Here is a 25,783-nt window from a genome sequence, read left to right as displayed (position 1 = left end):
TCCAGTGACGACCACCCTCCCGGACGACAGCGAGCTCTCCGACGCGTTCAGCGCCGGGAGCGAGGACGCCCTGCGCGCCGTCTACGACCGGTGGTCCCCGCTCGTCTACTCGTTGGCGCTCCGCGCGCTGGGCGACCAGTCGGCGGCCGAGGACGTGACGCAACAGGTCTTCGTGAAGGCCTGGCGCCGGAGTGCCAGCTACGACCCGGAGCGGGCCCCGCTCGGCGCCTGGCTCGTCGGGATCACCCGGAACTGCATCGCAGACGCCTTCGCGGAACGGACACGGCACGCCAGGACCACAGACCCGACCGTCGTCGAGGAGACCGCGGCGGCACCGGAGTCCGAGTTCGACCTGGCCGAACGCGCACTGGTCGCGGGCGAGCTCGACCGGCTGGACGACGTACCACGCCGGGTCATGCGCTTGGCGTTCTACGACGAGCTGAGCCATCGTGAGATCGCCGAGCGGCTCGGACTCCCCCTCGGCACCGTCAAGAGTCACATCCACCGAAGTCTGGCTCGGCTCCGAACACGTCTCGAGGTGATCGAATGAAGCACGTCGACGACGAGACGCTCGCCATGCTCGCGGTCTCCGGTGTCGTGGCCGACGACGCCGTGACGGAGCACCTCGCTGCCTGCGCCCGGTGCCGTGACGAGGTCGCGGACCTGCAGCGCGTCGCCGCCGTGACGCGGTCGTCCTCCCACGTCCGGCTCGACGCGCCCCCGGAGGCGGTCTGGGACCGCATCGCGGCCGAGGTCCGGGACGGTCCGCCGCGCGACCTCCCGGCGGAGTCACCCGCACCGGTCGCGGTCTCCGGAACGGGCCGCCCAGGAGGAACGACCCGCCCCCGCGGACGGGTCACCCCCGGTGGCCCCCGCGTCCACCGCCGTCGGCGCGTCCTCCTGACCGTCGCGGCCGTCGTCGGGGCGTTCGCGATCGTGCTCGGGATCGGCGTGGCGACGGGTGCCCTGCCCGGGCTCCCCGGCTCGGCGTCCGAGACCGTGCTCGCACGGGCGGAGCTCGACGCGCTGCCCGGATGGTCCGGGGCCGGTGGCACCGCCGAGCTGGAGCGGGACCGCGACGGGCGGCTCTCGCTCGTGGTCGACCTGCGCGGCGGGACCGGACGAACTGGTGCCGGTGCCCTGCGCGAGGTGTGGATGATGCGCTCCGATCTCGACGGGCTCGTCAGCGTCGGGTTCCTCGACGGCGACCGCGGGCGGTTCACGGTCCCGTCGGGCATGGACACCGCACGCTTCCCGGTCGTCGACGTCTCGGCTGAGGCGGACGACGGCGACCCGGCACACTCGGGCGACTCGATCGTGCGCGGCCGGCTCGCACGCCCCTGACCGAGGACGTGCTCCGCTGGACGACAGGTGACGACGAAGTTCTCACAGACGGTGTATTCCCGACTCGATCCTGAGAAGTCTGGGCGTTGTCCCCCGCGATTTATCTCATGAGCGTGTTAGCGTGCCCCTCATGACCGACACCACCATCGTCGCTCCCCCGACCACCCCGGCCCCGCTCCGCGAGGTCGGCGCCCTCATCCGGGGCGCCCGCAAGGGCCGCAGCATGACCCAGGCCCAGCTCGCCGAACGCGTCGGCACGAGCCAGAGCGCCATCAACCGCATCGAGCAGGGCGGGCAGAACCTGTCCCTCGAGATGCTCACCCGCATCAGCGACGCCCTCGACCAGCAGATCGTCTCGATCGGCGGCGCCCCGCAGCGTGCCCACCTCCGCGTGCAGGGCGGCCGCAAGCTGAGCGGCTCGATCGCGGTGAACTCGAGCAAGAACGCCGCCGTGGCGCTCCTGTGCGCCTCGCTGCTCAACCGCGGTGTGACCCGCCTGCACAAGGTCGCGCGCATCGTCGAGGTCGACCGCATCATCGACGTGCTCCGCAGCCTCGGTGCGACCGTCACCTGGTCCGAGGACGGCGAGACCCTCGAGATCGTCGCCCCGTCCGACCTCCGCCTCGACGCGATCGACGCCGATGCCGCCCGCCGGACCCGCAGCGTCCTCATGTTCCTCGGTCCGCTCAGCGGCCGGTACGAGTCCTTCCGCCTGCCGTACGCCGGCGGCTGCGACCTCGGCACCCGCACGGTCGAGCCGCACCTCATCGCCCTGCGCCCGTTCGGCGTCGACGTCGAGGCGACGTCGGGCTGGTACGAGGTCGACGTGGCGAACACCGAGGTCCCGACGAAGTCGGTCGTCCTCACCGAGCGCGGCGACACCGTCACCGAGAACGCGATCCTGGCAGCTGCCGCCCGCGACGGCGAGACCGTCATCCGCAACGCCAGCCCGAACTACATGGTGCAGGACCTCTGCTTCTTCCTCGAGCTCCTCGGCGTGGAGATCGAGGGCATCGGCACCACCACGCTCCGGATCACCGGCAAGAGCCGCATCGACGAGGTCGTGGACTACTGGCCGAGCGAGGACCCGGTCGAGGCCATGAGCCTGCTGACCGCCGGCATCGTCACCGACTCCACGCTCACCGTCACGCGCGCACCGATCGAGTTCCTCGAGATCGAGCTCGCGACCCTGGCCGAGATGGGCCTGCGCTTCGACGTGACCGACGAGTACCCCGCCGCGAACGGTCGCACCCGCCTGGTCGACATCACGGTGCACCCGTCCGAGCTGCACGCGCCGATCGACAAGATCCACGCGATGCCGTTCCCCGGCCTGAACATCGACAACCTGCCGTTCTTCGTGGTCATCGCCGCGATGGCGGAGGGCACCACGCTCGTGCACGACTGGGTCTACGAGGGCCGCGCGATCCACCTGCTCGACCTCACCCGCCTGGGCGCGAGCGTGACCCTGCGCGATCCGCACCGGCTCGACGTGACCGGCCCGACGCACTTCTCGGGTGCCGAGGTCAGCTGCCCGCCGGCCCTCCGCCCCGCCGTGGTCATCCTGCTGGCGATGCTCGCGGCCAAGGGCGAGAGCGTCCTGCGCAACGTCGGCATCATCGCCCGCGGCTACGAGCAGCTGCAGGAACGGCTCAACTCGCTCGGCGCGTCCATCGAGACGTTCCACGACTGACGCACCGCAGGCCGCACCCGGCCGCCTGCCGACGTGACCCGATGGCCCGTCCCCGCAAGTGGGGACGGGCCGTCACCCGTCCCGGGTGAACCGAGCCGTTCCTCCAGGCCGATGCCCAGGAGCGCTCCACTGCCCGCCCAGGCCGACGGTGCTGGATGGGCTGATGGCCACGAGATCGCTCCTGACCGTCCCCCTGCTCACCACCGTCGCAGCCGGCGCCCTGGCGTGGTTCGCGCTCGGTCCGGCCGCCGTGCTCGCGTTCGTCGCGCTCGCGCTCCTCGAGATCGCGATGGCGGCCGACTCGTCGGTCCCGATGGCCGGCATCGCGTCGCGCCTGCACTCCCCCGCGCGGCGGCTGTTCCTGTCGCTCGGCATCGTCGCGGGGGTCCTCGCGATGCGGCTGCTGCTCCCGCCGGCCGCGGTGGCGGTCGGCGACGCGACCGACCCGGCGAGCTCGGTGGGCGAGGCCGTGTTCGCACCGGGGTCGTTCTCGGCGCACCTCGCCGAGGTGCGGCCGGCCCTCGCCGCCTTCGGCGCCGCGTTCATCTGGCTCGTGTTCGCCGAGTACCTCTTCAACACGGACCGCGCGTCGCGTCGGTCCTGGCTGGGCCGACTGGAGGCGCGGCTCGCCCGGGTCGCCCGGCCTCGCGTCTGGTCGCTGGTCACCGCCGGTACCGGGGTGCTGCTGACCTCGGTGCTCGTGGGGGTCGACGCCGGGTGGTCCCCGCCGACGCTGCTGCCGGTGGTCCTCGGCGGGACGATCGGCATCGGCGCGTACCTCGGATCGAAGCGGATCGCGGCGTGGGCGCTCCGGAGCACGGACGGGACCGACACGGCGTCGATCGGGACCGGGAGCGGCGCCTGGCGGATCCACGCCTACGCCTCCGACGGTCGTCTTCGAACGCGGGCTCGTGGTGTTCATGCTGTTCGAGATCCTCGACGGGGTCTACAGCCTGTCCGGCTCCGGCGCGCTCGGCGGTGACGGGCTCGGGGCGCTCGAACAGGCAGCCGTGGCGATCGCCGCGATCGGGGTCGGGGCGGTGTTCCTCGCGCGCCTGACCTCGCGGCTCGACGAGGCGTCGGGGCTGAAGCGGCTCCGGTACCTCAAGGCGGGGGCGGCGTACGTGCTGGGCATCCTCGCGGTGCTGCTGTGGACGAGCCTCCTCGTGCCGATCCCCGGCGTCGTCGTCGGGTGGTTCGGCAGCGTCGTGATCGGCCTGGCGCTCGCGACCTCGCTGCCGTGGGGTGCGTGGTGGCGGCGGGCGCGGCGGTCGTTGCCCGGTGGGGCGCGCGCCGCGCGGGGCTGAACGGTCCGCCCCGCGGCAGACCCGCGCCGTCGAGGACTCCGGGTGCGCGCCGAGCCGCACCGTCCCTCCTGTCCGGTGTCAGCCGCGACCGACGAACGGCATGGCGGTCGGCATGACCGTCAGGTTCGGCACGTTCGTGCCGGCCGGCATCCCGGCCATGTACGCGACCGCTCGGCCCGTCTCGGCGACGTCCATCGTCGGTTCGGGGCGGATCGAGCCGTCCGCCTGCATCGTCCCGTCCGCCGCGCCCGACCCCATGGTGGTGGCTGCGTTGCCGATGTCGAGCTGCCCGCAGGCGATGCCGAACGCCCGACCGTCGAGCTGGAGCTGCTTCGTCAGGCCGGCCACCGCGTGCTTGGCGACCGTGTAGGGCGCGGAGAGCGGACGCGGTGCGTGCGCGGAGATCGAGCCGTTGTTGATGATGCGGCCGCCCTGCGGTGTCTGGGTCCGCATGATCCGGAACGCCTCGCGGGCGCAGAGGAACGAACCCGTGAGGGTCACGGCCAGCACCTCGTCCCAGGTGTCGAGCGTGATCTCGTCGAACTGCGTCGCCGGCGCCCCGGTGCCGGCGTTGTTGAACAGGAGGTCGAGTCGGCCGAACCGTGCGACGGTCTCGTCGAAGAGCCGTCGGACGTCCGCCTCGACCGAGACGTCGGCGACGACCGGGACGATGCGCTCCGAGACGGCCGCGACCTCGTCGAGCGGGCCACGCCGCCGTCCGGCGACCACGACCGTCCACCCGTCGCCCGCCAGCGCGAGTGCGGCGGAGCGGCCGATCCCGCTGCCGCCGCCGGTCACGACGGCGATGCGGGTGTCACGCGCGCGGGCGGGGGTCGTGTCGTCGCTCATGGCGGCACGCTACCGCGGACGTCCGTCCCCGTGCGTCATGCGTCGACCATCCCGTCGGCGCCGCTGCGACCAGGCCCGCTCGCCGACGGAGGTCGAACGCGGCCGCGACCAGCTCCCGCGTGCGCGGGTGCCGTCCCGCGTCGAACAGCTGCTCGGCCGGACCGACGTCGACGATCCGCCCGGCGTCGAAGACCGCGATACGGTCGGCAACGCGACGCACCACCGCGAGGTCGTGCGACACGAAGACGCACGTCGTCCCGGTGGTGCGCTGCAGGTCGAGGACGAGGTCGAGGATCCGCGCCTGCACGGACACGTCGAGCGCCGAGGTGGGCTCGTCGCACACGACCAACGGGACGGGACCTGCGAAGGCCCGGGCGATGGCGACGCGCTGCTTCTGTCCGCCGGAGAGCTGCGCCGGCCGGCGGTCGAGGACCGCGGCGTCGAGTCCGACCCGGGCGGCGAGGTCTTCGGCGCTGCCCTCGCCACCGAGCAGTCGGATCGCTCGGCCGAGCACCTGCCGGACGGTCCGCCTCGGGTTGAGCGAGGCGTCGGCGTTCTGGAACACGACCTGCACGGGCGGGGTCCGTCGCCCGGGGCCGTCGCCCGCGGCGGAGGCAGCCGTGGTCACCGTGCCGTCGTACCGGACGAGACCGGCGAGGGCACGTCCGAACGTGGTCTTGCCGGAGCCGGACTCCCCGACGACGCCGAGGACCTCGCCCCGGTGCAGGTCGAGGTCGATGCCGTCGAGGGCGACCGCACCGTCGTACTCCTTGCGGAGGCCGCGGACCGACACGAGCACGTCGTCCTCCGTGGTGCCGCGTGCGGCCTTGCCCGCGGTGATGTCCGGCAGCGCCTCGACGAGCTGCACCGTGTACGGCTCGGACGGCGCACCGAGCACCGTTCGGGCGGAGCCCTCCTCGACGAGCACGCCGTGCCGGAGGACACCGACCCGCTCGCAGTGCGCGGCGACGAGCGGCAGGTTGTGGCTGATGAGGAGCGTGGCGAAGCCGGTCTCCTCGCGCAGTTCGTCGATCAGCGCCATGATCCCCGCCTCGACGGTGCTGTCGAGGCCGGTCGTGGGCTCGTCGAGCACGAGCAGCCGCGGCCGGGACACCAGGGCCATCGCGATCGCGACGCGCTGCTGCTGCCCGCCGGACAGCTCGTGCGGGTACCGGACGCCGATCGTGTCCGGGTCGGGCAGACCGACGCGGGTGAACGCCTCGACCGTGCCGGACTCGGCCTCGGCCCGCCCGGACCCGGTGGCGCGGAGCACCTCGGCGACCTGACGGCCGACGGGCATCGTCGGGTTCAGCGCGAGGCCCGGCTCCTGGTGCACGACCGCGACCACGTCACGCCGGAAGCGCCGGAGCCGTTCGCGGCGGAGCGTGGGGACGTCCGAACCGTCGACGACGATCGCCGCCGCCGAGACGTCGGCATCCGGACCGAGCGAGGCGGTGAGGGTCCCCGCCACCGTGCTCTTGCCGGAGCCGGACTCGCCGACGAGGCCGTACGACCCGCCCGCCTCGATCGTGAACGACACCCCGTCGACGACCCTGACGCCGCGGTACGCGACGGTGAGTCCCTCGACCCGGACCAGCGGTTCGCTCACTCGGCGACCTCCTTGAGGTTGTCCGCGATGAGGTTCGCGGCGACGACGATCGACGCCACGGCGACGCCCGGGAAGACGACCGTCCACCAGGCGGCCTGCAGGTAGGCGCGGTTCGCGTTGATGTCGAGGCCCCAGTCGGCGGCCGGAGGTTGCGACCCGAGGCCGAGGAAGGACAGCGACGCGGTGATGAAGATGGCGGCACCGAGGCTCAGGACGGCCTGCACGACGAACACCCCGACGACGTTCGGCAGGAGCTCGGTGAGCATCGCCCGGAGTGCGCTCTCGCCCTGGAGCCGGGCCGCCTGCACGTAGGACTTGCCCATCTCGACGAGCACCGCGGCACGGACGATGCGCGCGATGCCCGGTGCGAAGAGCACGCCGACGATGAGCACGAGCGCCGGGGTCGAGACGCCGAACGCCCCCACGAGCACCACCAGGAAGATGAGGCTCGGCAGCGCGAGGAGCACGTCGAAGAACCGCATCAGGGCGGTGTCGACCCAGCCGCGGTGGAAGCCCGCGACGAGCCCGAGCGTGCCCCCGAGGACGGTCGCGAGCGCGGCACCGAACGGGCCGATCACGAGCGCCGGGCGGGCTCCGGCCGCGACCCGGGCGAAGACGTCGCGCCCGAGCGAGTCGGTGCCGAACCAGTGCGCCGCACTCGGCGCCTGCAGGAGTTCCCCGGTCTTCGCGAACGGCTGCAACCCGAGCGCGTGCCACCCGACGGCGAGGACGACCCACCAGACGAGGATCGCGACCGAGACCAGGAAGGTCGGGCGACCCAGCAGCGCGCGCCAGCCACGGCGGGCACGGCGCGACCCGGCGGTCTGCTCCGGCCCGGTGACGACCGGGGCGTCGGTGGCGAGGGCTCCGGGGACGACGGCGGTCATGCGGTGACCCGCCGTTCGAACCGGATCCGGGGGTCCACCACGACGAACAGGAGGTCGGTGAGCAGCAGCGCGCCGAGGGACAGCGCTCCGGCGAGCATCACGCCGCTCTCGAGCAGGAGTGCGTCCTTCCGCTCGGCGGCCGACACGAGCAGCGCGCCGAGCCCCGGGTACGAGAAGAGCGTCTCGACGATCACGCTCCCGCCGAGCAGGGTGCCGAGGTAGATCCCGAGCACCGAGAACGTCGGGATGAGCGCGTTGCGGACGACGTGCCGCCGGACGATCTGACCGGTCGTCAGCCCCTTCAGCACCGCGGTCCGGTGGAACTGCGACCGGATCGTCTCGATGACGCCGGCCCGCACCATCCGGGTCAGGACGGCGAGGTACGCCAGGGCCAGCACGACCGCCGGCAGGGTGAGCACCCGGAGCCGCTCGCCGAACCCCGCGTCGAGCGCCCCGGACGCCTGCACGGGCACGACGCGGAGCCAGACCGCGAAGACCAGCAGCAGGACGATCCCGACCACGAACTCCGGGATCGCGGAGACGGTCAGCAGCCCCACCGTCACGGCACGGTCGGACCGGCGACCCTGGCGGTAGGCCTGCACGGCGCCGAGCACGAGGGCGACCGGCACCATGATGACGAAGGCGTACGCGCCGAGCAGGAGCGAGTTGCCGAGCCGTCCGAGCACCAGGTCCCGCACCGGCTCGGAGTACACGAAGCTCGTGCCCCAGTCGCCGGTCACGAACCCGCCGATCCAGTGCAGGTACCGGCTCACGAGGGAGCCGTCGAGTCCGTGGTCGACGTTCCAGGCCTGCACCTGCGCCGCCGTCGCGTACTGCCCGAGCGCGTTCCGACCGGGGTCCCCCGGGACGACCTGGACCAGCCAGAACGTGAGGATCGAGACCACGACCAGGACGAGCGGGATCTGGACGACCCGCTGGCCGACGAGGGACAGCAGACGACGGCGGCGCGCGGTGCTCATGACGAGGTGACCCCGATCCCGCGGAAGTCGAACCCGCCCGGGAAGTCCTGCCCGGACCGGAAGGTCCCCGTCACGCGCTTCTGCAGCAGGATGCTGCTCGACGCGAACGCCGGCACGATCACCGGCAGGTCCGTCCACTCGATCGTCGCGATCCGGTCGGCGAGGTCCTGCCGCTCGGACTCCGACGTGGTCGACTCGTACTGGTCGACGAGGGTCTCGAGCTCCGGGTTCGAGTACTTCGACGCGTTCCAGGCGGCGCCGGACCGGTAGATCAGGTCGACGTACTGGGCCGGCAGTCGCTGCGCCCAGTTCGTGATCGTCACGGGGGCGTTGAGCCACGGCGTGTCGGCCCCGTCGGCGTAGTACTGCGCGCTCGTGAGCACCTTGAGCGTGACGTCGAACCCGCCGACGGCCTCGAGCTGCTGCTGCACCACCTGGGCGAGCGCCTTCTCGGCGTCGAGCGTGGTGATCTCGAACGACACGGTCTTGCCGCCGAGGAGCTCCCGCACCTTCGCCGCGTCCTGCGACCGCTGCTCGAGGCCCTTCGGCTGGATCGCGGAACTCGGGAAGAACGTGGTGTCGTTGCCGACCTCGGCGTTCCCGCCGTAGACCGTCTTGACGATCTCCTTCCGGTCGAGCGCCAGGGCGAACGCCTCGCGGACGTCCGGGTCGTCGAACGGCGCCTTGGTCACGTCGAGGAAGATGCCGTCGAACTTGTTGTAGTACGGCTTGGTCTCGTTGTAGTCGGAGGCCTGCAGCGTCGAGGTCGCGGTCGGGCTCGACGCGATCTGGTCGATCTCGCCGCTCTGGAAGGCCAGCAGCTGTGCCTGGTCGTCGGCGTAGAACTTCACGTCGACCTTCTCGAGGTCGACGTCCTTCGCGTCCCAGTAGTCGGGGTTCTTCGTGAACGTCGCGCCCTGGCCGGCGGAGTACTTCGACAGCACGAACTGGCCGGCACCGACGGGCTGCTTCGCCCAGTTCGTCGACGCCGTGAAGCCGGCGGGCTGGATCGTCGTGTTCGAGCCGGTGAGCAGGTAGGGGAAGTCGGCGTAGGGCTTGTCGAGCGTGAACTCCACGGCGGAGTCGCCGTCCGCGGCGACGGACCCGAGGATGCCCTCGAAGCTCGACTTGCCGGGCGACTGGCTGTCCGTGCCGATGATCGAGTCGAACGTCGCGACGACGTCCTTGCTCGTGAGGGCGGCGCCGTCCGAGAACTTCAGGCCGTCGCGCAGGGTGACGGTCCAGGTGCGCCCGTCGGACGAGGCCTTCCAGGAGTCGGCGAGCCGGCCCTCGAGCTTGCCCTGCGCGTCCTGACTGAGGAGTCCCTCGGATGCCAGCCCGACGATGAACATCGCGTTGTAGTCGGACGTGGTGAGGGGGTTGATGGTGCTGTCGGGCTCCTGGAGGCCGAGCGTGTAGGTGCCGGCGTCCGAAGAGCCGGACGAGGCGTCGCCGCCGGACGAGCACGCGGCGAGGGTGAGGGCGAGGGCGGACGCGGTGGCCGCGAGGGCGAGGCGCTTGAGGCGACGCCGCCGCGACGTGAGGTCGACGGTCATGGTTGGCTCCTGGGGTTCGGGGTGCAGGGGGTGGTGCGGTCAGCGGTGCGCACGGTCGGGCACGCGGGGGTGTCCGAATCGCTCACGCAGGGTGAGGTCGTCGTACGTGGTGGCGGTCCGGCCGCGGCGCTGCAGCTCGGGCACGACGTGGTCGACGAAGCGGTCGATGCCACCCGGCAGGTACGGGAACTGCACGATGAAGCCGTCCGCTCCGCCGTCGTCCGCGAGTTCCTCGAGCCGGTCGGCGATCTCCGGCCCGGTGCCGGTGAGCAGGCTCCGCCGGTACGACCACGAGTAGACGTCGCGGGGCGTCGCCGGCCCGTCCGCGAGCAGGCGCTCGACCGCGGGCTTCGGCGACCGGGTCTCGTTCGAGGTGTCGAACTCCTCGGCGTAGTCGAACGGCACGTCGACGTCGCGCCCCGACAGGTCCTGGCCGATCTGGTGCGACACGTCCTCGAGGATGAGCGCGTCCGGGGTGAGCGCCAGGATCGCGTCCGCCTCGGCCCGGGCGTCGGCGGCGGTCTCCCCCACGACCGGCATGACCGAGGGCATGATCTTCACGGCGTCGGCAGCGCGACCGTGCCGGACCGCCCGGGCGCGCAGGTCGTCGACGAACCGACGGACGTCGGCCGCGGACCCACCCCGCGTGAACACGGCGTCCGCGGTGTCGGCGGCGAGCTCGAGGCCGGACTCGGAGCCGCCGGCCTGGAACAGCAGCGGGTGGCCCTGCGGCGGCCGGGCGATGTTGAGCGGACCGCGCACCCGGAAGAACTCTCCGTCGTGGTCGAGCCGGTGCAGCCCGTCCCGGTCGGCGAAGATCCCGGACGCGGCGTCCGCACGGATCGCGTCGTCGTCCCAGCTGTCGAGCAGACCGTGGACGACGTCGACGAACTCGCGGCCGCGCTCGTACCGGCGGGAGTGGTCGATGTGCGCGTCGCCGCCGAAGTTCCGGGCCTCTTCGTCGTAGCGGCTCGTGACGAGGTTCCACGCCGCGCGGCCCCGGCTGATGTGGTCGAGGGAGGCGATCGTCCGCGCCACGTGGTACGGCTCGTTGTAGGTGGTCGAGACCGTCGCCGCGAGTCCGATACGGCTGGTCACCTGCGACAGCGCGGCGAGCAGGGTGAACGGCTCCGGGCGGAGCGCGCCGTAGTGGTCGACGCCGGACGGGTACCGGTCCCAGAAGTACAGGCCGTCCGCCAGGAACAGCGTGTCGAAGAACCCGCGCTCGGCGCTCTGCGCGATGTGGCGGTGGTGGCCGATCGTCAGGTGCTCGGCCGGCCGCGACGACGGGTGCCGCCAGCCGGTGACGTGTGCGCCGCCGGGGTGGAAGGCGAACGCACCGAGCAGGATCCGGTCGCTCATGCCGAGACCTCCGCCGTCCGGAGCGTGCTCGCCGGTCGCGCCAGCCCGAGGTGCTCGCGCAGGGTGTCCCCGCGGTACGTGCGGTCGTACACGCCGCGGCGTTCGAGCTCCGGCACCACCTGGTCGACGAACCGGTCCACGCTCACCGGGATCGACGAGAACGCGAGCATGAAGCCGTCCGCGGCGTCCTGCTCGTAGCGCTCGGTCAGCCAGTCCGCGATCTGCTCGGGTGTCCCGGGCAGGAACCGGCGCCGCAGGATCGTCCGGTAGACCTCGCGCAGCGTCGTGGCGTCCGCGGCGATGCGTCGGATCGACTCGTACACCGACTTCGACTGGGTGATCGACGACTCGTCGAAGACGTGCTCGAACGGCGCGTCGAGCGGCCGGTCGGACAGATCGGTCTGCAGGTAGTGCGAGAGCAGGTCGAGCGAGACGCGGTCCGGCGTGAGCTCCTCGATCTCGTCGAGCTGGCGCAGCGCGTCCGCCTCGGTGTCGCCGATGACGGGCGACACGGCCGGCAGGATGAGCATCGACGACGGGTCGCGACCGTTGTCGACGGCTCGGCGCTTGTAGTCGGCGTACAGCGCCTGCGCGTCGGCGAGCTCGTCCTGCCAGAGCGTGAACACGCCCTCGGCCTTCGCCCCCGCCAGCGCTCGGCCGGCCTCGGACGCGCCGGCCTGGAACAGCACCGGGTGCGCCTGGGGCGGACGGGCGATGTTGAGGGGTCCCCGCACCCGGAAGAACTCCCCCTGGTGGTCGAGGACGTGCAGGCCCTCGCGCTTGGCGAAGTACCCGGACTGCTTGTCGTGCAGGAAGGCGTCGTCGTCCCAGCTGTCCCAGAGTCCCTGCACGACGTCGACGAACTCGGCCCCGCGCCGGTAGCGCACCGCATGGTCGAGGTTGGCGTCGCGCCCGAAGTTCCACGCCTCTTCGTCGGAGGCGCTCGTGACGAGGTTCCACGCGGCGCGGCCCTCGCTGAGGTGGTCGAGCGAGGCGAGCTTCCGGGCGACGTGGTACGGCTCGTTGTACGTCGTCGACACCGTGGCGGCGAGTCCGATGTGCTCGGTCCGCTGCGACAGCGCGCCGAGCAGCGTGAAGGGCTCGGTGCGGATGTTCACGACGTGGTCGATGCCGGAGTCGAAGCGGTCCCAGACGTAGAGCTCGTCGGCGATGAAGAGCGTCGCGAACCCGCCACGCTCGAGCGTCTGGGCGAACCGGACGTAGTACTCAACGTCGAGGTACTGCTCCGGTTCGCTGCCGGGCAGCCGCCAGCTCGTGACGTGTTCACCGCCCGGGTAGAAGACCATCCCGCCCAGCACGAGGCCGCCGTCGCGCGTCATGCCGTCACCGCCTCTCGTGTCCGTGCCGGTGCGACCGGCCCCACCGTCGCCCCGATGCGTGGCGCGACGTCCTCCGCGAAGAGCGCGAGGGCCTCGCGCCGACGCTCCTGGTCGGCGTAGCCGTGCTCGACCTGCACGTTGAGCTGCGTGGCGTACCGGGAGTACGGCTTCGACAGGATCGACTCGGCGATGTCCTCGGCGGTGCCGTAGTGCAGGTTCAGCGACGCGGCCTTCTCGGCCAGGGTCGAGGCCGGGGGCAGGAACGACTCGCCCCACGCGTACTTCGCCTCGATGCCGGCACGGGCCTCGCGCAGCGCCGTGGCACGGTCACGGGCCGGGTAGATCGCGGTGGAGAGCGCCACCCGCGGCACCGCGCCGTCGGGCAGCGCGTCGAGGTAGGCGGCGGCGGTGACCTCGGCCGGTACCGTCTGGGTGGTGCCGACCAGGACCCCGTGTCCCCGGGTGGCGGCGATCGCAGCGCTGCCGGCGGTGAGGGTGGCGTCCCAGAGCCGGTCCAGCAGCGCGCTGCCGTCCGGGTTCAGTCGGGCCGTGCCGGTCCCGAGCGGCTCCCCGCGGAGCGCACCGAGCAGCGTGTCGAGCTGGGCGTCGAAGGCCGCCCGACGTGCCTCGTGCTCGGCGTGGGCGAGGTCCGGCGCGAAGACGTCGAGGGTCTCGGGGCCGCCGCCGTTCGCGACGCCGAGCTCGACCCGGCCGTCGCTGAGCGCGTCGAGCACCGCGGCGTCCTCGGCGACGCGGACCGGGTCCTCGTGCGGGAGCGTCACCGCACCGAGTCCGAGCCGGAGGGTCGAGGTGCGCTCGGCGAGGGCGGCGAGGAAGACGAACGGTGACGGCAGCCCGCCGCGGTCTGGGTCGTCGTCGTGCCGGAAGTGGAACTGCCGGACCCACGCGCTCGCGTACCCGAGTCGTTCCGCGGCGGCGAACAGGTCCAGCTCGTCGCGGTACGCGCGGCTCGCCGGCGGCGCTTCCGTCCCGTGCGAGAACACCGCGATCCGCAGTGGCACCGAGGCCACTCGGGCGGCCCGTTCGACGTGCGTCATGGAACACTCCCTCGTCAGTGGAGTGATGCAAACACGCACCACCGACGGTCCACGAGCGGCGACGTAACGGAGCGTTGCACGACGTCACACAACGTAGGAGTGCGCACGGACCGCGTCCGAGGGGCATGATCGCCCCGTGCCGCAGCCCGCCGAATCCGACACCCTCCGCCGTCGTCACCCCGCCCTTCCGGACCACCTCACGTGGGAGCCGAGCAGCCGCTGGGTCCGCGCGGTCGTCGACGGCCTGACGGTCGTGGACACCCGTGCGCCGATCCTCGTGTGGGAGGCCGGCCACAAGGTCCCCGAGTACGGGATCCCACGAGCCGACGTCCGCACCGACCTCCTGTCGCCGGCGGACGACGCACCCGCACCGGGTCGGTCCTGGCGCCCGGTCCGACCGGCTCGACGCTGGTACCACCTCCGGCTCCCCGACCGGGTCGTCCCGCACGTCGCCTGGTCGTGGGACGACGACGGCCTCGACGGGTGGCTCGGCGTCACGTGGACCCCCGGGGTCCTGGACGCCTGGTACGAGGAGGACGAGCGCGTCATCACCCACCCCCGTGACCCGCACAACCGGGTGGACGCACTGCCGAGCAGCCGGCACGTGGTGGTCCGCGACGGCGACCGGGTGCTCGCCGACTCCCGTTCGCCCGTCGCCGTGTACGAGACCGGCCTGCCCACGCGCTGGTACCTGCCCCGCGAGGACGTCCGGTTCGACGAGCTCGTCGCCACCGACACCGTCAGCGAGTGCCCGTACAAGGGCCACGCCACCGCGTACTGGGGAGTCCGGCGCGCGGACGGCATCGTCGAGGACGTCGCGTGGTCCTACCCGGACCCCTTCCCCGCGGTCGCCGCCGTGCGCGACCGCGTCGCGTTCTGGGGTGAGCGGGTGGTCGTCGAGGTGGACGGCGTCCGCGCGTCGTCCGCGGTGGACCTGCGCGTCTGACGGACGGGAGGCACGGGTCGGGCCCGACCCGCGCCTCCCGTCCGGCACTGGTCGCGACCACCGCCCGGCGCGCGTGTGCGCTGTCAGCGCCCACCGCGTTGACTGGGGTGTCGGTCGATCGAGGAGTGCGTGTGCTGGGACCTGAACTGGTGGTCGTGCTCGGCCTCGCCATCGCCCTGACGGCGGGCATCGCCGACCGCATCCGGGTCGCCCCGCCGGTGCTGCTGCTCGTCTTCGGCGCGCTGCTCGCCCTCGTGCCCGAGTTCGCCGACGTGCAGCTCCCCGCCGACGCCGTCCTCCTGCTCTTCCTGCCGGCGCTGCTGTACTGGGAGAGCCTGACGACGTCCCTGCGCGAGATCCGGAAGAACCTGCGCGGCATCGTCCTGATGGGCACGCTGCTCGTCGTGGTCACGGCCGGGGCGATCGCCGTCCTGCTCCACCTGCTCGGCATGCCGTGGGGTCCGGCCTGGGTGCTCGGTGCCGCCGTGGCCCCGACGGACGCCACGGCCGTCGGGGTGCTCACGAAGATGCTGCCGCGACGGAACGTCACGGTGCTGCGTGCCGAGAGCCTCGTCAACGACGGCACCACGCTCGTGGTCTACGGCATCGCCGTCGCGGTCACGGTCGGCACGCAGGAGCTCACGTTCTGGGGTGTCTCGGGCATGCTCGCGCTGTCCTACCTCGGCGGCGTGGCAGCCGGGCTGGTCGCGGCGTGGCTCGGCACGCAGGTGCTCCGGCGCGTCGACACGGTCGTCCTCGAGAACCTGGTGACGCTCCTCGTGCCGTTCGTCGCGTTCCTCGGTGCCGAGGCGATCGGGGCCTCCGGCGTCCTCGCGGTCGTGGCCGCCGGCATCGTGGTGAGCCAGGTCGGTCCGAAGCTCGACCGCGCCGAGACCCGTCAGCAGGTCCGCGCGTTCTGGTCCTTCCTGACGTTCCTGCTGAACGGCGCGCTGTTCGTGCTCGTCGGCATCGAGGCGATGGTCGCCGCCCGTGCGCTGGAGCCCGCCGAGCTCCTGCGCGCCACCGGCGTGATCGCCGCGGTGTCGATCGCCCTCGTGCTCGTGCGGTTCGCGTTCCTCAACGCTGCCGGCGGCACGGTGTGGCTCGTCACCCGACGGTCCGGCGGAGCACCGCGCGAGGGCCACCGGGACCGGCTCGTCAGCGGTTTCGCCGGGTTCCGCGGGGCGGTGTCGCTCGCGATGGCCGTCGCAGTGCCCCGGACCTTCGAGTCCGGCGCGGCCTTCCCCGACCGGGACCTCATCGTCTTCGTCACCGCCGGGGTCGTCGTCGTCACGATCGTCGGGCAGGCCCTGGTGCTGCCGGCCGTCCTCCGCCGGGCCGCGCTGCCCGAGGACGAGTCGGTCGGTGAGGAGCGCCGCTACGCCGAGCGCACCGCGATCGAGGAGGCGCTCGACGCACTCCCCCGCCTGGCCCGCTCGACCGGCGCCGACCGTGCGACCGTGGAGCGGGTGCGGAAGGACTACGAGGCGCACCTCGACGTCATCCAGGCTCGCGAGGAAGAGGACGACGACCACCCGGCGCTGCAACGGCACGACACCGCGGTCGCCCTCGAGCTCGCCCTGGTCCGGCACAAGGCCGCGACGCTCCTGCGGTTGCGGGACGCCGACGAGATCGACGACCTCGTGCTGCGGCAGGTGCGGTCGGGGTACGACGCGGAGGAGGCGCGGCTGAACGGGGTCACCACGACGTGACGGTGCGGCTCGCGGATGTCCGGACGGGAGGCGCGGTGCCGGCTGGCACCGCGCCTCCCGTCCGTCACGTCCTACGACTCGTCGGCAGCCGCCGGTTCCGAGGCGAGCGCCTTCCGACGCTGCGCGACCTGGACCGCGATCGCCACCGGGACCGCCGCGAGGGCGAGTCCCCGCAGCCACGGACGGTCGAAGACGTGGCCGGACGCGTGGTCGAGGGACACCGGACCGGGGCCGCCGAGGGCGAACATCGCCGCCGAGAAACCGAGGAACGCCGGGAACTCGAACCCACCGTCGGCGTTGAAGAAGCCGTTCGGGGTGTGCACGCTCGAGGCGACACCCATGGTCGTCGCGGCGCCCGCACCGGCGATCGGGGTGGCCAGGCCGAGCGCGAGGGCGGCACCGGAGCCGGCCTCGCCGATCCCGGCCAGGACGGCGTTGCGGCGGCCGGGTCGGAAGCCCATCTGGTGCATGCCCTGGGCGGTTCCATCGATGCCGCCGCCGCCGAACGCACCGAAGAGCTTCTGGGAGCCGTGCGACACGAGGACGGCGCCGAGGGCGATGCGGAGCAGGGTCTTGGCGGTGACGGAAGCGGTCGTGGTGCGTGAGCTCATGCGTTCTCCCGGTGCGTGGTCGGTGGTGTGGTGCGCCAGACGGTACGCCGCGCGCCGTCACGCCGGTGACGGGTTCGCCACCGAGCGGACGAACGTGGACGCGCCGGGGGTGGCCCAGACCGTCCCGTCGGCGGCGAACGCGAGCACGTCCACGCCCGCGTCGCTCGTGAGTCGGCGCAGGTCGTCCTCGTCGCCGGCGACGACCGCGGTCGCGAGGACGTCCGCCGTGACGATGTCGTCGGCGATGACCGTCGCCTGGACGAACGTCGGGGTCGCCCGGCGCCAGATGTGCTCGCCGCGCTCGGCGGTGCCGGAGGTGGCGACCGCACGACGAGGTGCCGCGAGCCGGACGACGCCGACGACGGTGTCCCGGTGGGCCGGGTCGACGACGCCGACGCTCCAGGGGTCGTCGCCGCGGTGGTGTCCGCGGACGAGCACGTCGCCGCCGGCGTTGACCATCCAGTCGCCGCCGCCGCTCGCGGCGTCGAGGACGGCTCCGGCGTCGCGGATCGCGAGCGCCTTCACGACGCCGGAGAGGTCGATCACGCCGTCCGGGCGGTGCGGGGTGAACGCTCCCCCGGTGCGCTCCCGCCAGTCGAGCGCGAGCGCGTACACGTCCCGCACCTCGGACGGGGTGTCCGCGAGCCGGACCGAACCGTCGGCGACGCGGCTGAGGACCGACGACGGGTCGTACAGGCTGTAGCGGTGGTCGTAGCCGGCGAAGACGGCGCGCACCTCGGATGCGGCCTCCGGGGTGGCACCCCGGAGGCTCACGACGGTGCCCATCGTCTCGAAGGTGGTGACGCCCCTCACAGCCCGGCCTTGTCGATCGCGGACTGGAGGGACGTCGTGTAGCCCTCACTGGTGAAGGTCGCGCCGCTGACGGACTGGATCTGCGCGGACTGCGCCTGCAGCGCCTCCTGGCGGAGGATCGGGGCCGCCTGCTGACTGATCTGCACCGACCGCCCGTCGCTGTTCGTCAGCTGCAGCGCGGTGACGTCGGTGATCGTCCCCTTCGCGACGGTGATCTGGACCTGCACCGGGCCGTACCGGGTCTGCGTCGTGTCGCCGGTGAAGGTGCCGGTGGCGGAGGACCCGCCGGTGGTGCCGGTGCCGGTGCTGCTGCCCGTGGTGCCGGAACCCGACGTCGTGCTCTGCTGTGCCGGTGCGGTGACCGCGGGCTGGCCGCCGAGCTGCCACCCGACGACCAGGACCGCGATGGACGAGACGACCCCGCCGGCGATGACGCGTGCTCTCATGACTCGAACCGTTCCTGGTGGATCTGGTGCTCGGGGACGCCCGCGAGCCGTGCTTCGCGGACGACCAGGTCGGACCAGGCACGCGGCCCGCAGACGTACAGGTCGGACTGGAGCAGGTTCGGGAACACGGACCGGAGGGAGACCCCGCGCCGGACGTCCTCCTCGGTCATCCAGCTCTCGCGGGAGCGGGACCGGTGGCCCACCATCGTGTAGAGACGGCTTCCCGTCGCCTCGGCGAGATCGGCGGTCTCGTGCCACAGGTACTGCTGGTCGGCGTCGGTCCCGCGGAGCAGCACGGTGGCCTCACCCGGACGGAGGTCGGTGTCCTCCAGCAGCGACCGCACGGGGGTGATGCCGATCCCGGAGGCGACGAGCGCGAGGTACGGCGCGGTCCGAGCTCGGCTGGTGAACAGGCCGTAGGGGCCCTCGAGCGAGACGAACGCACCCGGGGTGATCCGGCCGAGTCGCGCGGAGCCGGCGCCGAGGTCGCGCACCGTGATCCGGGCACGATCGCGGCCGGGGACGGCGGAGAACGACACCGGGTGGGCGTGCCACCACGTCCGGGCGGTCCAGAAGCGCCACACCCCGTACTGCCCGCCCTCGGTCCCGAGGCGGTCGAGATCCCGTCCGGCGAGGTGGATCGACACGACACCCGGTGCGATGGGCTCGACGCCGACGACACGGATGCGGTGGCGGAAGGTCACGACGAGGGGCAGCGCGAACCGGTACAGGGCGATCAGGCCGAGGGCGAGGACGTAGAGCGCGATCCAGTAGACCCGCTGCCACGTGCCCTGCGCGAGGACGCTGCCGACGCTGAGCATGTGCGGCAGCGCGACGAGCACCGCGGCGTAGCTGAGGAGGTGGATGACGTGCCAGGCCTCGTACGGCAGGCGGCGGCGGACCGCGACGAGGGAGGACACCACCACGGCGACGAAGAGTCCGAGTCCGAGGTAGGCCAGCGGCATGTCCGGCGTGGAGAAGAGCGCGATCGTCTCGGCGATCGGCCCGGTGCCCGCCGAGGCGCCGTACCCCAGGGTCAGGAGCGCTCCGTGCGCGAGCAGCAGGTACAGCACGGGCTTCCCGAGCGACCGGTGCACCGCGATGGCGTTGTCCTGGCCGAAGGTCCGGTCGATGAGCGGCACGCGCGCGGCGAGCACGAGCATGACGAGCACGAGGTCGGTCGCGACGAGGCCCGCGACGATCCCGGCGTCGGTGAGCCAGCCGCCGATGCCGACGACCGTGTGCGATCCGGGCGACACGAGCCAGAGCATGACGGCCACCGCTGCTGAGACCCAGGCGAGGATCCCGAGCAGGTCGGTGACGGCGTTGCGGCGGCGTCCGGCTCGGCGGCGACGACGGGCCGCGACCTCGAGGGGTTCGGCCGGTGGCAGCGTGCCACGGACGGCGCCGTCGCCGGAGTGTCTCGGCGTCGGGCGGGTGGGGCGAGCGGTGTCGATCATCGGCTCGTTCCTCTCCAGCGTGTGATCGGGTGGCTCACAGCATCGGCATCGGAGCTATGGAGGAACCCGGAACGGGACGTGCGCTTCGTTCGAGACTTCGAGTGATCGACGGCGGCGTCGGATCGGCGTCAGGCCGCGGGCAGCCGGACGGTCGCGACCGCGCCGCGGTGATCGGGGTGCTCGCCGTTCCGGAGCGACGCCGACCCGCCGGCGCGCTCGGCGATCCCACGGACGAGCGCCAGACCGAGTCCGCTGCCGCCGAGCACCGCGCGCCGCGCACTGTCCGCCCGGGCGAACCGCTCGAAGGCCTGGGGCAGGAAGTCCTCGGGGACACCGCGACCGTCGTCGACGACGCTCAGTTCGAGCGCGTGCGAGGCGTCCTGGGCGAGCGTCACCCGGATCACGCCGCCGTCGTCCCCGGCGGCGATCGCGTTCGCGACCAGGTTGTCCACGATCCGGGCGAACGCGGCGGGCTCGAGGGCGTACCGCTCGTCGGGAGCGTCGAGTGCCGCCGTGAAGTCGATGTCCCGGTCGACGGCACCGCCGAGTGCTCGCGCGCGGTCGATCGAGCCCATCAGCTCCGTCACGAGCGCGGCCGCCGGGGTCGACGGTGCGGGACCGGACTCGTCGAGCCGGCTGAGCTCGAGCATCGTGTTCGCGAGTGCCACGAGCCGTGCGGCGTCGCCCTCGGCAGCGCGCAGCTCCCGTTCGAGGGCCTCGGCATCGCCCGACGAGCGGTGTGCGAGCTCGAGCCGAGCGGTCAGGGCGGCGAGCGGTGTCCGGAGTTCGTGACTGGCGTCGGACACCATCCGCCGCTCCCGCTCGGCGTTCTCACGCTGCCGGTCGATGAATGCGTTGAGCGTCCGGGCGAGGGCGGCGAGCTCGTCGTCCGAGGTCCCGACCGGCAGGTGGCCGCCCGCGATCCCGGCGCTCAGGTCCTCGGCGGTCCGCCGCATCCGCCCCACGGGTCGGAGTGCCAGCGTCGAGAGCAACCAGGCCGTCGCCGCGAACGCCACGAGCGCCAGGACCGTCCCGACGACGAGCGAGCGGTCCACGCGCTCGAGTGTCTCCTGCCCAGCACGGCCGTCGTGGGCCGCCCACACGACCGCGGAGCCGTCGTCGTTCGTGACCGGCACCCCGACGACGGTGACGAGCCGGTGCCCGGTGTGCAGGCGGAGCGTGACCTCGTCCTCGGGGACACCGGACGGCAGCGACGCCCGGACGTCGCGCGGCAGCGAGTCGACGAGCCAGGTGCCGGAAGCGGTCCGGATCCCGACCAGGACGTCCTCGGCGGGGCGGTCCGGCGCCTCGTCCGGGTTGTGACGCAGGTCGGAGACGAACGGCGCGGCGTCCCCGGCGGCGAGCGACTCGTCGGTCGCGATCGTCGCCCGCTCGATCTGCACGTGCAGCACGACCGCGATCCCGGAGAGGACCACGGCGCCCACGACGAGGCTGCCGAGCGTGATGCGCGCGCTGATCGAGAGTCGGCGGAGGACCCTCATACCGTCGGCACGACCTCGAGCGCGTAGCCGACGCCGCGCACGGTGCGGATCGCGACGTCGGCATCCGCCGCCTGCAGCTTCTTGCGGACGTAGCTCACGTACTGGTCGACGATCGTCGGGTCGAAGTGCTCGGCGCTCCCCCAGACCTCCTCGAGGACCTCGGCGCGGGTCCGCGCTGCCGGCGAGCCCTGGATGAGGAACCGCAGCAGCGAGAACTCCTTGACGCTCAGCGGCAGGTCGCGGCCGCGCACGGCGGCACGGACAGCGACGGTGTCGAGTCGGACCGAGCCGGCCTCGACGACCGTCGCGGTCCCCGCCGCGCGACGGCGCAGGTGGGCTCGGATGCGGGCGTTGAGCTCGGCGATCGCGAACGGCTTCGTGAGGTAGTCGTCGGCTCCGGAGTCGAGCCCGAAGACCCGGTCGTCCACCGCGTCGCGCGCCGTGACGAGCACGACCGGGAAGTCCTCGCCCATCTCGCGCAGCCGACGGCAGACCTCGAACCCGGACATCTCCGGGAGCATGACGTCGATCGCGGCCGCGTCGAACAACTGCGCCCGCGCCTGGACGAGCGCGGCGACCCCGTCGGACACGACCGTCACGGCGTGCCCCTCGCCGACGAGCCCGCGTTCGACGAGTGCGCCCATCTCGGGATCGTCCTCGACCACCAGGATGTTCGCCACGTCACACCACCCCGCTCGTCCCGAGGAGCGATTCGAAGACGAACGTCGCCGTGCTGGTCATGCCCCCAGCGAACCAGGTCCGGGCGCTTCCGTTCGTGTGAGGTTTCGAACGATGCCGGCGCCCGGAACCGCTTGGCTGGAGCCACAGTGCCGGCGCCGATCGGCGCACGATGTGGAAGGCCGACATGGACTGGCAGTTCGGCGGGTTACCGCTCCACCCCCTCTTCGTCCACCTCACCTCCGTCGCGGTCCCGGTCGCGGCCCTGACCGCGATCGCCGTCGCCGTGTGGCCGAGAGCACGACGGTGGCTCGCGGTCGGAGCGCCGATCATCGGGCTCGTCGCGCTGGTGTCCGTCCCGCTCGCGACGTCCTCCGGCGAGTGGCTGGAGCACCACGAGCAGGAGACCGCGTTGCTCGAACGGCACACCGAGCTCGCCGACGGGATGCTCCCGTGGTCGATCGCGGTGTTCGCGCTCCTGACGCTCTGGTGGGGCTGGCACCGGTTCGGGACCGCCCGGGTGACGAACAGCGGCGTGGTGCGGGCCGTCGGGATCATCGGGCCGGTGCTGCTCGTGGTGGTCGCCGTCGTCTCGATCGTCGAGGTCGTCGTCATCGGCCACGCCGGAGCAGAGTCCGTCTGGAAGGGGTAGGCGCCACCCCGCGTCGGACGGGAGGCGCGGCGCGGGCCCGCACCGCGCCTCCCGTCCGACCGTGCGCCGGTCAGTACGTGTGGTCGCCGGTGCCGGTGGCCGCCGCGGGGGTCACCGTGAACCGGTCGACGTTGCGCATCGCGTCGCGGAGGTGCTCCTCGGCGTGCTCCGCGAGGTGCGTGGCGGCGTGCAGGTCGGTGGCCGCGACCTCGACCGTCGCGGATCCCGTGAGCCGGTGCCCGGTCCAGCGGATCCGGACGTCACGAACGGCGAGCACCCCGTCGGCGTGCTCGAGCGCGTGTTCCGCCCGGCCGACCAGCGCGGGATCGACCGCGTCCATGAGTCGCGCCCCGATCGACCGCACCGTTCCCCAGAGCAGCAGCAGGATCGAGATCGAGATGAGGAGACCGATGATCGGATCGGCGAGCGGGAAGCCGAGCATCACGCCGATAGCACCGAGGACCACCGACAGCGACGTGAAGCCGTCGAGCCGGGCGTGCACGCCGTCGGCCACGAGCGCCGCCGAACCGATGCGCTGACCGACGCGGATGCGGTAGATCGCCACGATCTCGTTGCCGGCGAACCCGATGAGCCCGGCGGCGACGAGCAGCCAGGGCGCCTCCACCGGCTGCGGGTGGACGAATCGGTCGATCGCCTGCCACCCCGCGACGACGGCGGAGAGCGCGACGACGAAGACGATGAACATGCCGGCGAGGTCCTCGGCGCGACCGTACCCGTAGGTCATCCGGCGGGTCGCGAGGCGGCGGCCGAGGACGAAGGCGATCCACAGCGGCACGGCGGTCAGCGCGTCCGCGAAGTTGTGGATGGTGTCCGCGAGCAGGGCGATCGAGCCGGTGAACGCGACGATCACGGCCTGCAGGACCGTCGTGGCGAGCAGGACGAACAGGCTGATCTTGAGCGCGCGGACGCCGGCGGCACTGGCTTCCATCGCGTCGTCGATCGAGTCGGCGCTGTCGTGCGTGTGCGGGACGAAGAGGTGCTGGAGGAAGCTCCGCACCCCACCGTGCGGATGCGAGTGGTCGTGCCCGTGGTCGTGCGGGTGCGTGTGGTCGTGGCCGCTCATGCCCGTCCCGGCTCCCCGCGGTGGTGCGGTGGCGCGCCGACCACGTGTTCCGCCTGCTTGACCGCGTCGATGACGAGCTCGGACGCGTGCTCGTCCGTGAGCCGGTAGAACACCGTCGTGCCCTCGCGCCGCGTCGAGACCATCCGGGCGAGCCGCAGCTTCGCGAGGTGTTGCGAGACCGCTGCCGGAGTCTTGTCCACGACGTCCGCCAGGTGGTTCACGGACATCTCCTCGGCGCTCCGCAGCGCGAGGATGATCTTCACCCGGGTCGCGTCCGCGAGCATCGCGAACACCTCGACCGCGAGCCCGACGTACTCCGACTCCGGATCGAGTCCGCATGGTTGCTTGTCTACGTGCACACGCAGATACTAATGCACTGGTGCGTCACCGTCACCCGGGGTACCCGCTCAGGGCATCCCACCCGGCCGCCCGGCGCGCGACCATCGAACCGTGACCACCTCGGCGCCCCGTGTCGCGCTCCTCCTGGCCTCCCTCGGGTTCTTCCTCATCACGCTCGACATCCTGATCGTGAACGTCGCGCTGACGTCGATCGGCCGGGAGCTCGGCGGCAGCACCTCGGGCCGGCAGTGGGTCATCGACTCGTACACGCTGCTCTTCGCGTCCCTGCTGCTGTTCGCCGGCAACCTGTCCGACCGCATCGGTGCGAAGCGTGCCATCGGGTGGGGCATCGCCGGGTTCCTGCTTGCCTCCGTCGCCTGCGCGATCGCTCCGACGCTCGGCACCCTGATCGGAGCGCGCGCCGTCCAGGGCGCTGCGGCAGCGGTCATGCTGCCGGCGTCGATGGCGCTCGTCCGCGAGGGGTTCCCGGACGCCCGCGAACGCGCCCACGCCCTCGGCATCTGGGCGGTCGGCGGCGCGGTGGCCGGAGCGGTCGGGCCGGTCCTCGGCGGCGCCCTGACCACGGTCGACTGGCGGCTCGTGTTCGCGATCAACCTCCCGGTCTGCTCGGTCATGCTCGGCATGCTGCTGCGGGTGGCGCCCTCGCCCCGTCGCCCGAGCCGGTTCGACCCCGTGGGCCAGGTGCTGGCGCTGCTCACCCTCGCCGGACTCGTCTTCGGCCTCATCGAGGGCGGCGCGTACGGCTTCGGCACCGGGTACGTCGTCGCCGCACTCGTGGCCGCCGCTGCATCGCTCGTCGGGTTCCTCGTCGTCCAGGCCCGGGGTCGCTCCCCGATGATGCCGCTCGACCTGTTCCGGTCGAGCGGCATGCGGATCGCGCTCGGAGTCGGGTTCGCGTTCATGGTCGGCAACTTCGGCAGCGTCTTCGTGCTGAGCCTGTACCTGCAGCAGCACCTCGGGCTGTCGCCGCTGCTCGCCGGACTCGTGTTCCTGCCGTCCGCGGCGTGCAGCATCGTCGGCAACGTCGTCAGCGGCACCCTCGCCAACCGCTTCGGCGCCCGCGTCCCGGTCGTCGCCGGACTCACCACGATGGTCCTGGGTCTCGTCGTGGTGATCGTGTCCGCACCGTTCGACTCGTGGGTCGCCGTCGCCGTCTGCGCGGTCCTGACCGGCGCGGGCGGATCGGTCGCGATGCCGCCGGCGACGTCCGTCGTCCTCGCCAGCGTCCCCCCGGAACGCTCGGGGACCGCGAGCGCCGTCTTCAACACCTTCCGCCAGGTCGGCGGCGCGGTGGCCATCGCCGTGTTCGGCGCCCTCCTCGCCGACCGGGCGCACTTCGTGACCGGCACCCAAGTCAGCTTCGTCGTCGCGGGAGCCGTCATCCTCGTCGCCGCGGTCGCGGCCACCCGCATCCGCACCACGTGACGGTCGGTCCGGTCGGGCGGGAGGCGACCAGTGACGGACGGGAGGCGCGGTGCCGGCTGGCACCGCGCCTCCCGTCCGCTGGGTGGTCGCGTCGCGACCCGGTGTCAGCGAG

25 protein-coding genes are annotated in these 25,783 nt (G+C 72.6%); 9 read left to right on the top strand and 16 right to left on the bottom strand.

The window, feature by feature from the left end; genetic code table 11:
- The first annotated feature begins 4 nt into the window (after window positions 1-4).
- The 5 genes from QE359_RS12905 to QE359_RS12885 all read left to right on the top strand — a co-directional run bounded on the left by QE359_RS12905 (window position 5) and on the right by QE359_RS12885 (window position 4,341).
- On the top strand, window positions 5-550 hold the full coding sequence (locus QE359_RS12905; protein WP_071294616.1) for an RNA polymerase sigma factor: 546 nt from the start codon (window positions 5-7) through the stop codon (window positions 548-550).
- Window positions 547-1,344: an anti-sigma factor domain-containing protein gene (locus tag QE359_RS12900; protein ID WP_309779503.1), complete on the top strand. Its 798-nt coding sequence runs from the start codon at window positions 547-549 to the stop codon at window positions 1,342-1,344. The genes QE359_RS12905 and QE359_RS12900 overlap by 4 nt, the downstream gene beginning before the upstream one ends.
- A gap of 130 nt (window positions 1,345-1,474) precedes the next feature.
- Window positions 1,475-3,034, top strand: coding sequence for a UDP-N-acetylglucosamine 1-carboxyvinyltransferase (locus QE359_RS12895; RefSeq protein WP_070418895.1), 1,560 nt, complete (start codon window positions 1,475-1,477; stop codon window positions 3,032-3,034).
- A 163-nt stretch (window positions 3,035-3,197) separates the two neighbouring features.
- Window positions 3,198-4,016: a DUF475 domain-containing protein gene (locus QE359_RS12890; protein WP_309779502.1), complete on the top strand. Its 819-nt coding sequence runs from the start codon at window positions 3,198-3,200 to the stop codon at window positions 4,014-4,016.
- Window positions 3,955-4,341, top strand: a complete 387-nt coding sequence (locus tag QE359_RS12885) for a DUF475 domain-containing protein (RefSeq protein ID WP_309779501.1) — start codon at window positions 3,955-3,957, stop codon at window positions 4,339-4,341. The genes QE359_RS12890 and QE359_RS12885 overlap by 62 nt, the downstream gene beginning before the upstream one ends.
- 78 nt (window positions 4,342-4,419) lie before the next feature.
- Here QE359_RS12885 and QE359_RS12880 read toward each other — a convergent pair whose 3' ends face one another.
- Genes QE359_RS12880 through QE359_RS12845 form a run of 8 tightly spaced genes read right to left on the bottom strand, consistent with a single transcriptional unit; the run spans window position 4,420 to window position 13,982 of the window.
- The gene (locus QE359_RS12880) at window positions 4,420-5,190 is read right to left on the bottom strand and encodes an SDR family oxidoreductase (protein WP_309779500.1); all 771 of its coding nucleotides are present in this window, start codon (window positions 5,188-5,190) and stop codon (window positions 4,420-4,422) included.
- On the bottom strand, window positions 5,156-6,799 hold the full coding sequence (locus tag QE359_RS12875; RefSeq protein WP_309779499.1) for an ABC transporter ATP-binding protein: 1,644 nt from the start codon (window positions 6,797-6,799) through the stop codon (window positions 5,156-5,158). Before QE359_RS12875 ends, QE359_RS12880 begins: the two co-directional genes overlap by 35 nt.
- Entirely contained in the window at window positions 6,796-7,686 is an 891-nt protein-coding gene (locus QE359_RS12870) for an ABC transporter permease (protein ID WP_309779498.1), read from the bottom strand. Before QE359_RS12870 ends, QE359_RS12875 begins: the two co-directional genes overlap by 4 nt.
- Complete coding sequence (locus QE359_RS12865) at window positions 7,683-8,666, bottom strand: ABC transporter permease (RefSeq protein ID WP_070418892.1); 984 nt, start codon at window positions 8,664-8,666, stop codon at window positions 7,683-7,685. The genes QE359_RS12870 and QE359_RS12865 overlap by 4 nt, the downstream gene beginning before the upstream one ends.
- Window positions 8,663-10,222, bottom strand: coding sequence for an ABC transporter substrate-binding protein (locus QE359_RS12860; protein WP_071301637.1), 1,560 nt, complete (start codon window positions 10,220-10,222; stop codon window positions 8,663-8,665). The genes QE359_RS12865 and QE359_RS12860 overlap by 4 nt, the downstream gene beginning before the upstream one ends.
- 39 nt (window positions 10,223-10,261) lie before the next feature.
- Window positions 10,262-11,584, bottom strand: coding sequence for an NtaA/DmoA family FMN-dependent monooxygenase (locus QE359_RS12855; protein ID WP_229086583.1), 1,323 nt, complete (start codon window positions 11,582-11,584; stop codon window positions 10,262-10,264).
- On the bottom strand, window positions 11,581-12,924 hold the full coding sequence (locus tag QE359_RS12850; protein ID WP_261647247.1) for an LLM class flavin-dependent oxidoreductase: 1,344 nt from the start codon (window positions 12,922-12,924) through the stop codon (window positions 11,581-11,583). The genes QE359_RS12855 and QE359_RS12850 overlap by 4 nt, the downstream gene beginning before the upstream one ends.
- The gene (locus QE359_RS12845; protein ID WP_309779497.1) at window positions 12,921-13,982 is read right to left on the bottom strand and encodes an LLM class flavin-dependent oxidoreductase; all 1,062 of its coding nucleotides are present in this window, start codon (window positions 13,980-13,982) and stop codon (window positions 12,921-12,923) included. The genes QE359_RS12850 and QE359_RS12845 overlap by 4 nt, the downstream gene beginning before the upstream one ends.
- A 136-nt stretch (window positions 13,983-14,118) precedes the next feature.
- On the opposite strand from QE359_RS12845, the gene QE359_RS12840 reads away from it, so the two are divergent.
- Entirely contained in the window at window positions 14,119-14,928 is an 810-nt protein-coding gene (locus tag QE359_RS12840; protein ID WP_309779496.1) for a DUF427 domain-containing protein, read from the top strand.
- A gap of 131 nt (window positions 14,929-15,059) precedes the next feature.
- Window positions 15,060-16,640, top strand: coding sequence for a Na+/H+ antiporter (locus tag QE359_RS12835; RefSeq protein ID WP_309779495.1), 1,581 nt, complete (start codon window positions 15,060-15,062; stop codon window positions 16,638-16,640).
- A gap of 71 nt (window positions 16,641-16,711) precedes the next feature.
- Here QE359_RS12835 and QE359_RS12830 read toward each other — a convergent pair whose 3' ends face one another.
- The 6 genes from QE359_RS12830 to QE359_RS12805 all read right to left on the bottom strand — a co-directional run bounded on the left by QE359_RS12830 (window position 16,712) and on the right by QE359_RS12805 (window position 22,152).
- A complete protein-coding gene (locus QE359_RS12830) occupies window positions 16,712-17,251 on the bottom strand; it encodes a DoxX family protein (protein WP_261647243.1) in 540 nt (179 codons plus the stop codon).
- Between the two features lie 57 nt (window positions 17,252-17,308).
- Window positions 17,309-18,064, bottom strand: a complete 756-nt coding sequence (locus QE359_RS12825) for an FAD:protein FMN transferase (protein ID WP_309779494.1) — start codon at window positions 18,062-18,064, stop codon at window positions 17,309-17,311.
- Window positions 18,061-18,510: an FMN-binding protein gene (locus QE359_RS12820; protein WP_309779492.1), complete on the bottom strand. Its 450-nt coding sequence runs from the start codon at window positions 18,508-18,510 to the stop codon at window positions 18,061-18,063. Before QE359_RS12820 ends, QE359_RS12825 begins: the two co-directional genes overlap by 4 nt.
- Window positions 18,507-19,970, bottom strand: a complete 1,464-nt coding sequence (locus tag QE359_RS12815; protein WP_309779490.1) for a ferredoxin reductase family protein — start codon at window positions 19,968-19,970, stop codon at window positions 18,507-18,509. Before QE359_RS12815 ends, QE359_RS12820 begins: the two co-directional genes overlap by 4 nt.
- Window positions 19,971-20,098: 128 nt before the next feature.
- Window positions 20,099-21,472: an ATP-binding protein gene (locus QE359_RS12810; protein ID WP_309779487.1), complete on the bottom strand. Its 1,374-nt coding sequence runs from the start codon at window positions 21,470-21,472 to the stop codon at window positions 20,099-20,101.
- Window positions 21,469-22,152, bottom strand: coding sequence for a response regulator transcription factor (locus tag QE359_RS12805; RefSeq protein ID WP_309779486.1), 684 nt, complete (start codon window positions 22,150-22,152; stop codon window positions 21,469-21,471). The genes QE359_RS12810 and QE359_RS12805 overlap by 4 nt, the downstream gene beginning before the upstream one ends.
- Before the next feature lie 185 nt (window positions 22,153-22,337).
- Between QE359_RS12805 and QE359_RS12800 the strand changes: the two genes are divergently transcribed.
- Complete coding sequence (locus QE359_RS12800; RefSeq protein ID WP_309779485.1) at window positions 22,338-22,802, top strand: DUF2231 domain-containing protein; 465 nt, start codon at window positions 22,338-22,340, stop codon at window positions 22,800-22,802.
- A gap of 70 nt (window positions 22,803-22,872) precedes the next feature.
- Here the strand turns inward: QE359_RS12800 and QE359_RS12795 are convergent, their stop codons facing one another.
- Complete coding sequence (locus tag QE359_RS12795) at window positions 22,873-23,886, bottom strand: cation diffusion facilitator family transporter (RefSeq protein WP_309779484.1); 1,014 nt, start codon at window positions 23,884-23,886, stop codon at window positions 22,873-22,875.
- Window positions 23,883-24,245, bottom strand: a complete 363-nt coding sequence (locus tag QE359_RS12790) for a metalloregulator ArsR/SmtB family transcription factor (RefSeq protein ID WP_309779483.1) — start codon at window positions 24,243-24,245, stop codon at window positions 23,883-23,885. The genes QE359_RS12795 and QE359_RS12790 overlap by 4 nt, the downstream gene beginning before the upstream one ends.
- Window positions 24,246-24,336: 91 nt before the next feature.
- Between QE359_RS12790 and QE359_RS12785 the strand changes: the two genes are divergently transcribed.
- Window positions 24,337-25,671 (top strand): MFS transporter, encoded by a 1,335-nt coding sequence (locus tag QE359_RS12785; protein ID WP_309779482.1) that lies wholly within the window; start codon window positions 24,337-24,339, stop codon window positions 25,669-25,671.
- The last annotated feature ends 112 nt before the right edge of the window (window positions 25,672-25,783 follow it).

The sequence above is a fragment of the Curtobacterium sp. SORGH_AS_0776 genome (assembly GCF_031453355.1).
Taxonomy (GTDB): Bacteria; Actinomycetota; Actinomycetes; order Actinomycetales; family Microbacteriaceae; genus Curtobacterium.
The sequence above is the reverse complement of the archived record's forward strand: the minus strand, read 5'-3'. Positions and strand labels throughout refer to the sequence as shown.